Here is a 15,731-nt window from a genome sequence, read left to right on the forward strand (position 1 = left end):
ATTTCTGTCTGAACGTTTGAAACTATCTCTTTTATCAAAAGAACGCTCTGAACGGTCAAAAGATCTTGAGGAATCATTTCTATCTGTACGTTTGAAACTATCTCTTTTATCAAAAGAACGTTCTGAACGGTCAAAAGATCTTGAAGAGTCATTTCTATCGGAACGTTTGAAGTTATCTTTTTTGTCAAAAGAACGTTCTGATCTATCAAATTTATTGAAGGAATCTTTTTTGTCAAAAGATCTTGAAGAATCATTTTTATCAAATGAGCGGCCTCCTCTACCAAAGGATTTTTCTGAATTATCTTTTGAACGGAAGGAATTGTTATCTCCTCGGAAGGAAGGTTTGTCTGAGAATTTTTTAGATCCGAATGATCTGTTCTCACGATTATCATCTTTTCTGAAAGAGCCTCTTTCAGATTGGTCATTCGACCCATATGATTTTTTTCCGAAACTATTGTTCTTATCGCCTCTAGATTTGAAACTATCTGAGTTGCCTCGTGACTTTCTGGAGTTGTCATCACGACTGTTCCTTTTATTGCTGAATGGCATTGTGTTTTGCTAAAATGTGAACGACAAAGTTAGGTATAATTTTGGGTTTTGCGAAAAAATCCTTATCTTTTTGTCTTTTCTTGAATTTGCTGCGTTTTTACGCTAACAAAGCCGCTTTAAGTTGTCTAGAATGTAACTATTTGTTTTTTAAATAAATAGTGTTTACCTTTGTACCCTTGAATTTGAACCAAGCTATTTTTTGATCGATTGCAGTCGTGGATAGGGTAGCATTAAGGGAGTGAATGATAAGAAAGAAAGTTTTATGTAGTAGTTTGATTTTGTTTGCTTTATTGCTGTCAAAGTTATACTCAACCCCACACAACAATGCTTCAAACGGCGATAAGATCGTTGAACCGAAGCTCGTAGTAGTTCCCGTTCATCATGGGGATGAAGAAGAAAAAAAAGAAAAAAGCAATTCCTTTGAATCGTATATGAATTCATTGACATTTGCCGAAGATTCATTACCGATGGATCGTCCGCTTGTGGAAAGTAAATTGCGTAAATTTTTCAGTCGATTCTCGTTTAAAAAAACAGGATCGTACGATATGCACAAAAAGGCAGAGACCTACTTGCCTATGATTGCAAAGATCCTTAAATCACATGGTATTCCGGAAGATTTCAAGTACATTCCATTGGTGGAAAGTGGCCTTAGTAAAGCTGTTGTTTCATCGAAGGGAGCTGGTGGCTATTGGCAATTTATGCCGGCAACAGCCCGTTTGTATGGATTAAAAGTCAATGGTACGGTAGACGACCGAAAGGATCTTGTTAAATCTACGCATGCTGCAGCGAGATACCTCAAATACCTCTATGGCCAATTTGGTAACTGGACCTTGGTTGCTGCGGCGTATAATGTTGGTGATGGCAGTTTAAGAGGTTCTATAAGAAGACAAAAAAAGGACGACTATTTTGCCTTGAAATTGAATAATGAAACGGGTTCGTATGTGTACAAACTTGTTTCTATGAAGGAAATTATCGAACATCCACAGAAGCATGGCTATTCACGTTATGCCAATAAAGAAAGTGAGACGTTGGATAAGGAACCGAACATGCTGTAAAATAGTGTACTTCACAATAAAAAGGGCTTCCCACTGCATAGTGGAAAGCCCTTTTTATTGTACTGTCTTTAATCAGACCTGTAGTATTGTTCTATTTTTACCTCAGATCGACGATGTCGAAGCCTTTATAATCATTTTTGTTGAATACGAATAGACTACCGGAAAGCGCCTTATTACCTTCCTGAGAAGTTAATGTATACGTATAGCGATTACCACTTTTATCAAATACGGTGGTATCATAGATCAGACTGCTTGCTTTGTTAATGCGCAGCTTGATCTTTGAATAGTTTTTTTTGCTATCAAGAGGACTTAATTCAACAACACTTAGTGTAAGCCCTTTTACCTTTTCTGTATTGGTCAAGGTATATTTAAAACCGGTGGTATAAAAGCTGAATATATTTGTTGGATTGATCTCGTTGGTCGAATTGCTTGCTTCTGAGATTTCAACTTCTTTTTCCGCTTTCATGATATTCCACTGTGTCTTGGAATCCGATATCAATACTTGATTTTTGGTATTGAGCTGGTACTTGTTGTTACTCTTGTCCAGGTATATTGTTCCGGCATCAGTATGCGAGCCGCCATTAGCTTGTTTAATATCTAATGAGAAATTGGCCTGTATTGTTTTGTATGCATTGTACTTTTGGCTTACTTTCGTCAGTAGCGCCTTGGCAGCAGCGTCATTTTGTGCATAACTGTTTTGGCTGTATGCCATGATTAGCAGACCTACAATAAACCATACTTGTTTTTTCATCTTAGTTGTCCTTTCTTAACGTCTCCAAAAATTGTTCTAATGAATACTCATCTGGATAAAGCACTTCGCGGGCCTTACTTCCTTCAAATGGACCTACAATTCCTGCAGCTTCCAATTGATCGATGATTCGTCCTGCTCTGTTATAACCCAATTTTAATTTACGTTGGATTAATGACGTAGAGCCTTGCTGATGCATGACAATCAATCGGGCAGCTTCTTCGAACAACTGATCGCGGTCTTTTGGATCAAAATCTACACTACCAGAACCATCTCCGTTTTCGTCTACGTACTCCGGAAGCATAAATGCCGAAGGATAGCCTCGTTGCGCACCGATGTAATCGGAAATTTGTTCAACCTCAGGCGTATCCACAAAAGCACATTGAATACGTATCAAATCACTTCCAGTCGCTAGAAGCATGTCACCCCGACCGATCAACTGATCTGCACCGCCTGTATCTAGAATGGTCCGTGAATCGACTTTCGACAACACACGGAATGCCAGACGTGCAGGGAAGTTGGCCTTGATTGTACCGGTAATGATATTGACAGAAGGACGCTGGGTTGCAATAACCAGGTGAATTCCTACCGCACGGGCCAATTGTGCCAATCGTGCAATCGGTGTTTCGACCTCTTTTCCTGCTGTCATCATCAAGTCGGCAAACTCATCAACAATAAGAACGATATATGGTAAGAATCGATGACCCTCCTCAGGGTTTAATCTGCGATTGATAAATTTTGCATTATATTCCTTTAAATTCCGTACCTGCGCATTTTTTAACAAATCATAACGTTGATCCATTTCTATACAGAGGGAATTTAAGGTGTTGATTACTTTCTTCGTATCGGTGATAATCGCATCTCCGTCGTCAGGCAATTTTGCAAGGAAGTGGCGCTCTACTTTTTTGAATAGAGAAAGTTCCACTTTCTTAGGGTCAACAAGGACAAATTTTAGTTCGGCTGGATGTTTTTTATACAGTAGAGAGGTAAGAATCGCGTTAATACCTACTGATTTACCTTGCCCGGTAGCCCCCGCAACCAGAAGGTGAGGCATTTTAGCTAAATCGGCAATATACACTTCATTTGAAATTGTCTTACCTAAAGCGATCGGGAGATCCATATCTGTTTTCTGAAACTTCTCCGTAGCAAGGACCGATCGCATGGACACCATTTCCGGACTGGAGTTTGGTACCTCAATACCAATAGTTCCTTTTCCGGGCATCGGTGCAATGATCCGGATACCTAAGGCCGCAAGACTTAAGGCAATGTCATCTTCCAGATTTTTGATTTTTGAAATCCGTACACCTGGTTTTGGTATAATTTCATACAAAGTCACCGTTGGTCCTATCGTTGCCTTGATGCTTTCGATCTCGATGCTATAGTTTCTCAGTGTATCAACAATCCTATTTTTGTTCGCTTCGAGTTCCTGTTGATTGATGGTAATTTTACCACCACCATAGTCCTTCAATAAATCCAATGCCGGATGTTGGTAGCCAGAAAGATCCAATTTTGGGTCATACTGTCCGAATTGGGCCACAAGATCACTGGCGGTAATTTCTTTTTCCTCTTTGATATCTTCGACCACCAGACCGGGTACTGCATCGGGTTCAATAATAGCTTCTGGCTCTCGTTGGGGTTCTGCTTCGATTTTCGGCGCTTGATATTCCTGGATTAACGGTAAGTCTTCGGCTTCAAATTCTTCATTTGGCTGATCAATTGTAAAACTGATTGAAGGTGTATTCTCTGTTCTTTCAAGCGGACTATCGTCGAAGGTGAGCACCACTTTGTCCTTCGGATCAATTTGTACTTCGGGTACAGGGTGATGCGTAAAGGCAGGACGCTGAAGTTCTTCCTGTACCTCTTTGTCCCGAGCAGATTGAAATCGCTCATTGATTGACGTTGACCGTTGGAAAGATTCTCGCACCGACTGGATGGAATCATCTTCAATATGAATTTTGTTTCTAAGATTTTGTGGAGCGTATTCATCCTCATCCTCTTCGTCCGTATCTTCAGAGAATGACTTGGATTTCCTGTTACTGAATAGGACAAATTTAAAATCGAGGTTGTAAAGTAAGATCAATGTCGTCAGGTAGGCAAAAGCCAATATACAGCCAACGCCGACAATGCCAACTTGTGCTTCCAGTAATTTATTGGTCCAAAAGCCAAATTTACCCTCGAGCATATGCGGTGTATCGGCCATAAATCCATGCAGGAAGCCTAAAGTTACCGAGATAAAAACGATAGCAACAAAAGAATAGACTACAGTACGGTACAAAGGAAGTAATGATTTCTTGAACAACAAGCGATATCCTAAAATGAATAATACGGGGATAAAAAGAAAAGATGCGACGCCAAACCATTCGTACATGAATTGGTTGGCTAGCAATGCGCCAAATTTCCCTAGTTTATTATCGACAACGGGTAGATCAACAGCTTCATCATGAATTTCTTCTGCGGATCGGAATAATGTCGACCATCCACCATTGGTTTTTGCAATATAACTTTGATCGTCTTCCCAAGTGAATAAGTAGGAGACGAAAGCTGTAGCAAATGCCAATGAAAGTAAGATCAATAAAATCCCTAATATCTTGATAGCCTTTTGCTGTGCATCAGAATAATCTCTTGGTACACTGTTTTTTTGACTTTTTTCTTTTTTAAATGTTGTCGATTCCTTTTGAGGGGCACGTTTGCCGGAAACTGAATTCCCTGTCTGCCTAAATGTATTTCCTTTATTTGACATTGAAAAGCTCACAATTATACTGCTTACAAACTTAGTTATTTTGATAGTATTTTAAAGATGCTGATCGCCTATTATTTTAAGTTTGTCGTTTTTTATGAATGAATAAATTTAGATGTAGCTAAAAAGCTTGATAGGTATAATGGCTAGCAAATACTATGCCCTGCAAGTGGGGTGGGCTAAAGAATATGGGATATGGCTAAAGATTGTTTCTGTTTTTGCCTATTCTTTAGAGTTGCTCTAAAATATGTAGTTTTACGAATAAAATAAGAGATAGCATGAACAAGTTTGAAATACGAAAAGCGACATTAACTGATAAAGGACGGATTTGGGAAATTATACAACAAGCAATTGCCCTCAGGAAAGAACAAGGTAGCCGACAATGGCAAGATGGTTATCCGAATGAAGATGTGGTTCAGTCGGATATTGATAAGGGCTACGGGCATGTCGTTGAAGTGGAGCGTAGGATTGTAGGTTATGTTGCTATTATTTTTGATGTCGAACCTGCATATAATGATATTGACGGAAAATGGTTAAGTGATGGTTCTTATGTCGGTATACACCGACTGGCCTCGGCGCAGGATCCGCATATGAAAGGTGTGGGGACGGCTATTATGTCCGGGGTGGAAGAGATAGCCATCGATCATGGCGTTTATAGTATTAAGGTGGATACTAATTTTGACAATGGGGGTATGCTGCATGTGTTCGAAAAGTTAGGGTACCGCTATTGCGGGGAAGTACATTTTAGGGGAGCGTCACGCAAAGCATTTGAAAAACTATTAAAATAACCGAACCGATTTCTTCTGCGGAGGAAGAATAACATTGGATTTCATAAAAAAGTCCCTTTTACTTTGTTCAAAAGGGACTTTTTTATGTTTATGGATTATTAAATCAGGATACTGCTGATCATTAATCTGCAATAATCAAGTAGTAATTCTTTTTACCGCGTTGTGCAACAATATATTTATTGTTTACAAGGTGATTGTCCGTAATCGAATCTTCAATATCGGTTGCTTTTTCTCGGTTGATAGAAACGCCGCCGCCCTGAAGCATTTTGCGGGCTTCACCTTTTGACGGGAATACCTGTGTCTGAACAGCTAGTAAATCAAGAATATTGATGCCTGCTGCGAGATCTGCTTTAGCGACCTGAAACTGCGGAATGCCTTCAAATACCTCTAAAACTGCGTCGTGATCTAAGTTGTTTAAGAATTCTAAAGAGCCATTTCCAAAAAGAAATTCAGAAGTTTTGATCGCAGTTTCGTACGCTTCTTCGGAGTGGGTACGAATGGTGATATCTTTTGCCAGTGCTTTTTGAACTAAACGTAAGTGTGGCGCTGCATCATGTTCTGCAATAATGGACTCAATTTCTTCCTGAGGTTTGAGTGTAAAAATTTTGATCCAGTTTTTAGCATCATCATCTGACGTATTCAACCAAAATTGGTAGTACTTATACGGAGAAGTTTTTTTTGGATCTAACCATATGGCACCAGATTCGGTCTTTCCAAATTTCTGGCCGTCGGCTTTTTTGATTAATTGCGTCGTGATGGCATAGGCTGTTCCCTGATCTTGGCGACGGATCATTTCGCTTCCTGTTACGATGTTACCCCATTGGTCCGACCCGCCCATTTGAACTTTACAGTTGTGGTGCTTCCAAAGATAGTAGAAGTCATATCCTTGAATCAATTGATAGGTAAACTCTGTAAATGAGAGACCATTGTCGCCTTCCAGACGTTTTTTTACAGAATCTTTTGACATCATATAGTTAACGGTAATCATTTTACCGATATCACGAATAAAATCCAAAAATTTAAAATCTTTAAACCAGTCGTAATTATTAACCATTTGGGCGTCATTTTCCCCTTCTCCAAATTCAAGAAATTTGCCTAACTGCTTTTTCAGACAAGCGACATTATGCTGTAAGGTAGCTTCGTCCAACAAGTTACGCTCTGCAGATTTGAAAGAAGGGTCTCCGATCATGCCTGTTGCTCCTCCAACCAGGGCAACTGGTTTGTGGCCTGCATTTTGGAAATGGATCAACGTCATGATTTGCGTCAAGTGTCCTACGTGTAGAGAGTCGCCTGTGGGATCAAAGCCGATATAACCAGCGACTTTTTCTTTATTCAGTAAGTCTTCAGTGCCTGGCATAATATCTTGCAACATGCCTCTCCAACGTAATTCTTCTACAAAGCTCATTGTTAAATGGATTTAATTTTTTAATTTACAAGATGCAAAGATAGGAGATTAAGCGTATATTGAGCGAATAATTTCCCATAAAAGCACACGCTAATAAGCTGGTATGAATTTTTTATCACATTTCTATTTTGAACGGTTTGCAACTAATCCCGAACGTATGGTGGGTGGATTGTTACCCGATCTATTAAAAAATGCGGATAAATCCTTTATGCTAAAACCGCGTCAGTATGAAGATGAGCTCTTGGACAATCCTTTACTGGAACAATTGTACATAGGCTGGAACCGTCATATCGAGGTCGATCGTCTATTTCACAATTCACCTTACTTTTTTCATCATACACATCAGCTGAAACTAAAAATCCAGTCTAGTTTAGCCGGGCTGCCTATCCGTCCGTCCTTTATGGCCCATATTGCGTTGGAGCTATTGTTGGATCATATCCTAACACAAAATAAAGCGGTCTCCATCGATAAATTCTACGCTGCACTGGTACATGTCAATGAAGATGCTGTTCGGAAGTTTTTGAAAATTAATCAGCTGAGTGATATTCCTAAGTTTGAAAAGTTCTATCATCAGTTTATTGAGTGGGCGTATATTTATGACTATGCACAGGTAGAAAAAATTGCTGGTGCGCTTTTCAATATTTGTAAGCGATTGTGGAAATTTGAAGTTTCAGTGGAGCAAAGACAGCTTCTGACAGAACAGCTGATTTCCTATTTACATACGCAGATGACCGATTATCAAGAAATTTACCAGTATATTCAATATGAGCTGGTGGACTTTAATTAGTCTGTCAGAAAATACCAATAGTATAAGACCTTGAAAATATTTATTTTCGCATAATTTTAAGTATCAAAAACTAAATTTACATGTCACATAGACTTTTTCGGAAGAAAAGTGTTGATCAGATTCTGCATGACACTCAAAAAGAGGAGGGGACGGGCCTTGCAAAGGTATTGGGGGTAACAGATCTGGTTTCGTTGGGTATCGCCGCTATTGTAGGGGCTGGAATCTTCAGCACAATTGGATTGGCGAGTTATGAAGGTGGACCGGCGGTATCACTCCTCTTCGTTTTTACGGCTTTTGCCTGTGTTTTTACGGCATTGGCCTATGCGCAATTTGCTAGTACAGTTCCTGTGTCTGGCTCAGCATATACATACGCTTATGTGGCCTTTGGTGAGTTGTTTGCATGGATTATAGGTTGGGCATTGGTCTTGGAGTATGCTGTTTCCAACACGGTTATTGCCATTTCCTGGTCGCAGTATTTTGTCTCCATGCTGGAGGGCTTTGGACTCCACATACCGGCTTGGTTGTCCATGGCGCCAGGCTATGCTTATGATGCTGTAGAGAAGATGAACCAACATGGTGCGGCTGCACTGACCGCAATCGACCAACATGGTCTGGATGCTTTTAATAATGCACCACGAATAGGAGGACTGCCTATTATTTTCGATTTACCAGCAGGTGTCATTACATTTTTGGTTACTTGGTTGGTTTATATCGGAATCAAAGAGTCCCAGAAAGCGAGTATGATTATGGTTATGATCAAGGTAGCGATTATCCTGGCCGTAATTTTTGGGGGTATATTTTTCATTAAACCTGAAAATTGGACACCTTTTGCGCCGAACGGCCTCAAAGGTGTACTCGGAAGTGTGGCCGCGGTTTTCTTTGCCTTTATCGGATTCGATTCGATCTCCACAACTGCCGAAGAGTGTAAAAACCCGCAGCGCGATCTACCTAAGGCGATGATCTATTGCCTATTGATTTGTACTGTATTGTATGTTGCTATTACCTTAGTCTTGACGGGGATGGTTAATTACACCGAATTAAATGTGAAGGATCCGCTTGCTTTCGTGTTTAAATATGTGGGCTTTGACCATATGGCCGGAATTATATCGGTGACCTCTGTGATTGCCATCACCAGTGCCTTGCTGGTGTATCAATTGGCGCAACCAAGAATCTGGATGACGATGAGTCGGGATGGTTTGTTGTGGAAGAAGTTTGCGACCATTCACCCAAAATATAAAACACCTTCGTTTGCAACTATTGTAACGGGTTTGGTGGTTGCTATCCCTTCGTTATTTTTTAAAATGGATTTCTTTGTGGATTTAACGAGCGTCGGTACCTTTTTTGCCTTTATACTTGTGTGCGCCGGTGTATTGTATATGGATTATTCGGGTTTATCGGCAAAATCCAAATTTAAAGTTCCTTACATCAACGGTAAGTATTTGGTTGGTGCAGGGCTACTGATTGCTATTGTGTTTATTTTTAGCTATGCGCAAGAAACGATACAGGATTGGAAATCGCTTACCATCCTTGAAATTCTAGAACATAAAATGTTGGTCATCATATTTTGGTTAACTTGGCTTGGACTGGGGATTTATAGCTTTAAAATGAACTTTTCCCTATTGCCTGTCGTTGGTATTCTGATCAATCTGTATTTAATGACGGAGCTGGGGGCAAGTAACTGGATAATATTTGTGATCTGGCTCGTGATTGGATTGGCTGTATATTTTATGTATGGCTATAAACATTCAAAGTTAAATAAACAGGCGCAAGCCTAGTATAGGAGAAGCGTCGTACAGTAATGGATCAAAGAAAAGGAGCTATCTGCATAAAAGATAGCTCCTTTTTTTTGAATATCATGGACTTATTAGAATCTCCATAAAAGGATCCGGCTTACCTTATTACCTTGTTCCATGCGGATCACTTCGGTCTCTTTTACGTTTATTTTCTTTAGTTTGTGTTGTAGAAAGCGAATGTCTTCGCGGTGGGCAACTAATGTTGTGAACCATTTTACTTGATCTTTGTGAAATTGGCTTTCAAAGATCATGCGTGACAAGAACGCTTTTTCACCACCATCGCACCATAACTCGCTTCCTTGTCCAGAAAATGCCTGTGTGACCGGTTTTTCGTCTATTTTAGCGTCTTTGATACCTGTGGTCTTACGGATGGACTGCTGTAAAGCCTCGGTTTGAGAACTAAAAAATGGGGGATTACAGATCACCACATCATATTTTTCCCCTGGAAGAATAATGTCTTTAAATATGGCTTTGGGATTATTTTGGAGACGGATTTGTATGCTCTTTTTTAAGCTCATATTTGTCCGTGTTATCTCGATGGCGTTTTTGTATGCACTCTTGATGATTTCAGACCCTACAAAGCTCCATCCATACTCCTGATGTCCGATGATGGGGTAGATACAATTTGCACCAACACCGATATCGAGGACGTGGATGTTTCCGCCTTTTGGAATTTCACCATTATTGTCCCTTGCAAGAACGTCTGCGATATAATGAATATAATCTGCCCGGCCCGGAATAGGGGGGCAAAGATTCTCTTTGGGGATATCCCAGTGTTGAATGTGGTAATATTTTTTTAGAAGTGCCTTGTTTAACGTTTTAACAGCATCGGGGTTGTTAAAATCGATGGACTTTACTTTATACGCATTTTCTATAACAAAATCTTTGAGCGAAGGTTCCACTTTGCTCAATTCTTCAAAATTGTAGTTATCGAGATGTCTATTTCTAGGATGTAATTTCTTTTTTGGATTAGCGTCTGCCATGATGTATTATTTGCAACAAAAGTAATGCAATTCTATTGAATAAAAAAGGTGATGCTTGAGCATCACCTTGAGGAGTCTTAATCTTTCCGTATGAGATGGACCTCTGAAGTCTGTGGAAAATTGAGCGGAACCCGTTCAATTGTAACAAAGCTGGAATCTAAACCAAAACCTTTTTCTTCGGACAAACTCATTTTTTTGAGGTAACCATAGATGTCCATAATTACTTTTTCTATCCATGTCATCTGGTTGGTTTTGGAGAGTACTTTTTCCAAAACAACAAACTTAAAGTCACCAGGAATATTGTGTTTACGTAGGGTGTCGTATTGACTGGTGATGTCAATTTCACCTTTTTTCACCATTTCCTCAACTACTTTTCTGAACAGTAGACTGATGCGCTGTTCCTCTCTAAAGCCAAGTTTAAAATCAACCCGTATTAACTTACCGGGGATAAGCTGATCGATTGAATATTCTTTTGTATGTGGATGATCCATCACATCAACGTGGACGAGCCAATATACATCCGCACGCTTTGGCTTTTTATTAATAATTGAATAAATAATTTTAGCCTCTATCTCGGATTTGAAATTTGCACTTGTCAGATAGACCAAATGCGACGCATAGGGAGGGACCGATTTGTCCTCGCTCAATTCGGAGATAATGGGGTAATATTTATTGATGTTAATGAAGTTAACAAAACGATTTTTAATTTTTCGCGCTGTGTACCAGCAATACATTGTTATATATAGCGCAGTGGCAAGCAGAAGAGTCAACCAACCGCCATGGGCTATTTTAACACCATTTCCTATTAAGAAAGTTAGTTCAATAACAAAATAAGCAATCAAAAATACCGCAATTAGTACACGGTTGACTTTTTTCATGGCGAGGAAGTATCCCATTAAAATCGTGGTCATCAATACCGTTAAATTGATCGCAAGACCATAGGCTGCATCCATTCGGCTTGATTCTTCAAAAACCCAGATGACAATCATACAGCCGACCCATAAAATTAAATTGATGGATGGTACATACAACTGACCTTTATGTTCACTGGGGTAGCGGATAGCCACCTTAGGCCATATATTCAACCGTACTGCTTCCGAAATTAGGGTATATGATCCGGATATCATGGCTTGACTGGCGATGACCGCTGCAATCGTCGCGATGGCGATACCGTAGCCTATAAACCAATCGGGCATGATTGAGTAGAACGGATTTTCACCTCCAAGGACACGTCCTTCCTGTGTCAATAACCAGGCTCCTTGTCCGAAATAATTTAGTATAAGTGTGATTTTTACGTAGATCCAGCTGATGCGGATATTGTTTTTACCGCAGTGTCCCATATCCGAATACAATGCTTCGGCACCTGTAGTACATAAAAACACTGCACCGATCAGTAATAGCGAATGGGGGTAGGTAATCAAAATATGGAAAGCATAATAGGGGTTGATCGCTTTCATCACTTCTGGTGCGAGGTGAAGATGAGATAAACCGATTACACCAATGATTGTAAACCAGATGGTCATCAATGGGCCGAAAACCTTTCCTACAACAGATGTTCCAAATCGTTGGATAATAAACAATAAGGAGATAATTGTAACTACAATAGGTACTGTAGGTAATCCTGGGAATTTGAGATCCAAACCTTCAATAGCCGAGGATATTGTGATGGCAGGGGTGATCATTCCGTCCGCTAACAAGGTCGCTGCACCGATCATCGCCGGGAAAATTAACCAAGGGGCTCGTTTGCGTACCAATGAATAGAGGGATAGGATACCGCCTTCACCTTTATTGTCTGCCCGGAGTGTGATCCAAACATACTTTACTGTTGTCTGGAGCGTCAGTGTCCAAAAAACACAGGATAGCCCGCCCAAGACTAAGTCCTTTTGAATGGCTCCTTGTCCCATGATTGCTTTGAAAACATACAATGGAGAAGTTCCGATATCTCCAAAAACGATTCCTAAACTGATCAATAATCCGGCGAAACTCACCTTATTGATACTGTTGTGATGACTGTTGTCTGCCATTTATCAATTATTTTATTTCAAAATATACTGCAAAAATATACTTTTTGCCTGTACTTTAAGTAGGTACATTTCCTGCGCCAAATTTTAGCATTTACTTTGACATGCGCAAGAGCTGTTAAAATTTGTTAAAAGAAACTTAGAATGAATCTATTTGCTGAAAAACTTTTAAACAAAATACTAACTTTGTTGTTGATAATTCAAATAGTTAGCGTTATATTTGATTAAACCGTAACCAGTATTTGAAGTCTAATTTAACACTATGGGGAGAAATCTACTTAAAGCAGCTTGTTTAACACTTTTATCCGCACTGACATTGTGTAGCGGGTTGACTCGGGTGTATGCAAAGTCTCCTTATGACCATACTATTTCGCAACATATTTGGGACGGCAGTGAGGCATTCGGAGAAGATAATAACATCAAGGAGACAGAGAAACTTATCAATAATGTGAAGGTTTTCTACAATCCGATTGCTGAACAAATAAATCTTTCTTTTAAATTGGCAAAATCGTCGAGTGTGTCTATCAAAGTAATGGATGCATTGGGCAATGAGATTCTCCAATTAATGAATGGTAATCTGGATTCAGGAATTCAAAATCTTTCCTTTGAGCATGGTGGAAAATTAACGACAGGATTTTACTTTGTACGCGTAGTTGCAGGTTCGGAAACTGTGGTGAAAAGATTTTCTATTCGATAAGAAAGTAACATTTTTCGATAAAAAGGTAATTTGTAATGTACGTTCATTCGTATACATAAAACAGCAAAGGGGATCATTTGATCCCCTTTGCTGTTTTATGTATAGCTTGATTTGTTAATTTTGGTCTTGTTGTAGTTCTTCGATCCACAATCCATCATCTTGAATGATCTTGATCAATTCATCTAAGGCATGGGCTGAACTCACATTTTTCTTAACCACCTGCTGACCTCTATATAATGTCACTTTATCAGGGCCCGCCCCAACATAACCATAGTCTGCATCTGCCATTTCTCCAGGGCCATTAACAATACAGCCCATGATTCCAATTTTTAAGCCTTTTAAGTGATTGGTACGGCTTCGGATCATCTGCGTGGTTTCTTGGAGATCAAATAAGGTTCTGCCACAGCTTGGACAGGAAATATATTCTGTCTTGGATATTCTGGATCGTGTCGCCTGTAAAATTCCGAACGAAAGTGAGGCGATATTTTCCAATGCCGTTGCCGGAGAGTCAATCCAAATTCCTGAACCTAAACCATCGATTAATAATGCGCCTAGATCTGTAGAAGCGTACAGCTGTATTTTTGATATCGGTTCTTCGGGATTCATAAAATCACCAATGGGTCCTGAGAATTCTTCCGCCAAATAAGAACGCTTGATAATGACAGGATTGTCAATACCGATTTCCTGCAGATTTCGAAAGAACTGTCTTTGATCTGCCATACCGTGCAAGTAATCGGTTTCTACGATAAATACGATTGTTTTGTCTAGCTGTAAGGATTCAAACAATGGGGTTAATAAATCTGAATTACAGATTTTGACCATATTCAGGACTTTATCCTTATTGTTTGACTTTACGAATTCTTCTAAGGTAAAGAGCGGATGAATATTGGTTTGATCGGTAAGTTTTGACCAGGTATTATAGTTATATACTTGCTTCAGATTTGCCGGCATCGTAAAGGATGGTAAACTGTCTGCGAGATAAACAAAGTCTACAGACTGCTCACCCATGTGGTATTTATCTAATAGGATATCGTAGCGATAACCTACTTTGGTAAGGATCTGAGCGTCCTTTAGATTTTCCTTAGAAATGTCGACCACAACCCTAGGTACCAAAGAGCCGCCGATGAAGGTATTTACTTCTTGGCTGGCATAAGGAATATGTGGTGTCTCCGGAGAGAGCTGAACAATCTCTTGTTTGGGCTGACTCGCGATGTTTGCCTTTCTTTTGCTATATCTATTGACAAGTGCTATAGCGACCGGAGCTTCCCGTTCAGGCTCTTCGGTTAGCGATACACGTACCGTATCGCCCAATCCATCTTCCAACAGTGTTCCGATTCCGACGGCAGATTTTACGCGACCATCTTCACCGTCTCCAGCTTCAGTTACACCGAGATGTAGGGGATAGTTCATGTTTTCGGAAACCATTTTTTCGACCAGCAATCGATAGGCTTTGACCATGACCTGCGGGTTGGACGATTTCATGGAGATACAGAGATTGTAGAAACTCAGATCTTCACACATCCGGATAAACTCCATGGCTGATTCGACCATCCCTTCCGGAGTGTCACCATAATGACTCATGATCCTATCCGAAAGTGAGCCGTGGTTGGTACCAATACGCATGGCGGTACCATTTTCCTTACAGATATTTACGAGCGGAGTGAATTTTTGATAGATGCGATCTAACTCGCGCTTGTATTCAGCATCGGTATAAGATAGCTGATCAAATTTCTTCTTGTCTGCATAGTTACCGGGATTGACCCTTACTTTCTCGACGATGCGCGCAGCGACCTCGGCAGCATTTGGTGTAAAATGAATATCAGCGACTAAAGGGACTTTATAGCCTCTTCTGCGAAGTTCATCTTTTATGTTAGCTAAATTTTGTGCTTCTTTAATACTTGGAGCGGTAATACGAACGTATTCGCAGCCCGCCTCTACCATTCGAATGGTCTGCTCAACTGAGCCCATCGTATCCATTGTATCTACCGTAGTCATACTTTGAATACGAATGGGATTATCGCCACCCATGGGAATATCACCGATCTGAATTTCCCTTGTTTTCCATCTCGAATAATCTACCTTGGAATTGCAATAGATTCCAGGTAATGTCAACATATTACTTGTGTCCATATCTAACACAAAGTTAGCTTTTCTTGACTAAAAATCGG

General features: G+C 40.0%; 11 protein-coding genes and 1 pseudogene. 5 read left to right on the forward strand and 7 right to left on the reverse strand.

Going from position 1 to position 15,731, the window contains the following annotated elements; translation table 11 throughout:
• Positions 1 to 549 (reverse strand): annotated as a pseudogene (locus tag B3600_RS11640) (hypothetical protein); the annotation flags it as partial.
• A 242-nt stretch (positions 550 to 791) separates the two neighbouring features.
• Here B3600_RS11640 and B3600_RS11645 point away from each other — a divergent pair.
• Complete coding sequence (locus B3600_RS11645; RefSeq protein ID WP_112375476.1) at positions 792 to 1,604, forward strand: lytic transglycosylase domain-containing protein; 813 nt, start codon at positions 792 to 794, stop codon at positions 1,602 to 1,604.
• Positions 1,605 to 1,701: 97 nt separating this feature from the next.
• On the opposite strand, the gene B3600_RS11650 is transcribed toward B3600_RS11645, so the two are convergent.
• Both B3600_RS11650 and B3600_RS11655 read right to left on the reverse strand, forming a co-directional pair.
• Entirely contained in the window at positions 1,702 to 2,355 is a 654-nt protein-coding gene (locus B3600_RS11650) for a LolA family protein (protein WP_112375477.1), read from the reverse strand.
• A 1-nt stretch (position 2,356) separates the two neighbouring features.
• Positions 2,357 to 5,092, reverse strand: a complete 2,736-nt coding sequence (locus B3600_RS11655; RefSeq protein WP_286753091.1) for an FtsK/SpoIIIE family DNA translocase — start codon at positions 5,090 to 5,092, stop codon at positions 2,357 to 2,359.
• A 275-nt stretch (positions 5,093 to 5,367) separates the two neighbouring features.
• Here B3600_RS11655 and B3600_RS11660 point away from each other — a divergent pair, with 275 nt between their 5' ends.
• Positions 5,368 to 5,877, forward strand: coding sequence for a GNAT family N-acetyltransferase (locus B3600_RS11660; protein ID WP_286753092.1), 510 nt, complete (start codon positions 5,368 to 5,370; stop codon positions 5,875 to 5,877).
• A gap of 121 nt (positions 5,878 to 5,998) precedes the next feature.
• Here the strand turns inward: B3600_RS11660 and tyrS are convergent, their stop codons facing one another.
• Positions 5,999 to 7,282 carry a tyrosine--tRNA ligase gene (gene tyrS, locus B3600_RS11665; protein WP_070563213.1) on the reverse strand — a complete coding sequence of 428 codons (1,284 nt, stop codon included), beginning with the start codon at positions 7,280 to 7,282 and terminating at the stop codon, positions 5,999 to 6,001.
• A gap of 103 nt (positions 7,283 to 7,385) precedes the next feature.
• Between tyrS and B3600_RS11670 the strand changes: the two genes are divergently transcribed.
• Both B3600_RS11670 and B3600_RS11675 read left to right on the forward strand, forming a co-directional pair.
• Positions 7,386 to 8,069, forward strand: coding sequence for an ACP phosphodiesterase (locus B3600_RS11670; protein WP_070563210.1), 684 nt, complete (start codon positions 7,386 to 7,388; stop codon positions 8,067 to 8,069).
• 80 nt (positions 8,070 to 8,149) lie between these two features.
• The gene (locus tag B3600_RS11675; protein ID WP_286753093.1) at positions 8,150 to 9,844 is read left to right on the forward strand and encodes an amino acid permease; all 1,695 of its coding nucleotides are present in this window, start codon (positions 8,150 to 8,152) and stop codon (positions 9,842 to 9,844) included.
• 89 nt (positions 9,845 to 9,933) lie between these two features.
• Here B3600_RS11675 and rlmF read toward each other — a convergent pair whose 3' ends face one another.
• Both rlmF and B3600_RS11685 read right to left on the reverse strand, forming a co-directional pair.
• A complete protein-coding gene (gene rlmF, locus B3600_RS11680) occupies positions 9,934 to 10,845 on the reverse strand; it encodes a 23S rRNA (adenine(1618)-N(6))-methyltransferase RlmF (RefSeq protein WP_070563205.1) in 912 nt (303 codons plus the stop codon).
• Positions 10,846 to 10,922: 77 nt separating this feature from the next.
• A complete protein-coding gene (locus B3600_RS11685) occupies positions 10,923 to 12,869 on the reverse strand; it encodes a KUP/HAK/KT family potassium transporter (RefSeq protein WP_046671947.1) in 1,947 nt (648 codons plus the stop codon).
• A 259-nt stretch (positions 12,870 to 13,128) separates the two neighbouring features.
• Here B3600_RS11685 and B3600_RS11690 point away from each other — a divergent pair, with 259 nt between their 5' ends.
• Positions 13,129 to 13,563 carry a T9SS type A sorting domain-containing protein gene (locus B3600_RS11690; RefSeq protein ID WP_070563202.1) on the forward strand — a complete coding sequence of 145 codons (435 nt, stop codon included), beginning with the start codon at positions 13,129 to 13,131 and terminating at the stop codon, positions 13,561 to 13,563.
• A 114-nt stretch (positions 13,564 to 13,677) separates the two neighbouring features.
• Here the strand turns inward: B3600_RS11690 and ispG are convergent, their stop codons facing one another.
• The gene (gene ispG, locus B3600_RS11695; RefSeq protein WP_286753094.1) at positions 13,678 to 15,693 is read right to left on the reverse strand and encodes a (E)-4-hydroxy-3-methylbut-2-enyl-diphosphate synthase; all 2,016 of its coding nucleotides are present in this window, start codon (positions 15,691 to 15,693) and stop codon (positions 13,678 to 13,680) included.
• Positions 15,694 to 15,731: the final 38 nt, after the last annotated feature.

The sequence above is a fragment of the Sphingobacterium sp. UBA2480 genome (assembly GCF_002341965.1).
In the GTDB taxonomy this organism is placed as follows: Bacteria; Bacteroidota; Bacteroidia; order Sphingobacteriales; family Sphingobacteriaceae; genus Sphingobacterium; species Sphingobacterium multivorum.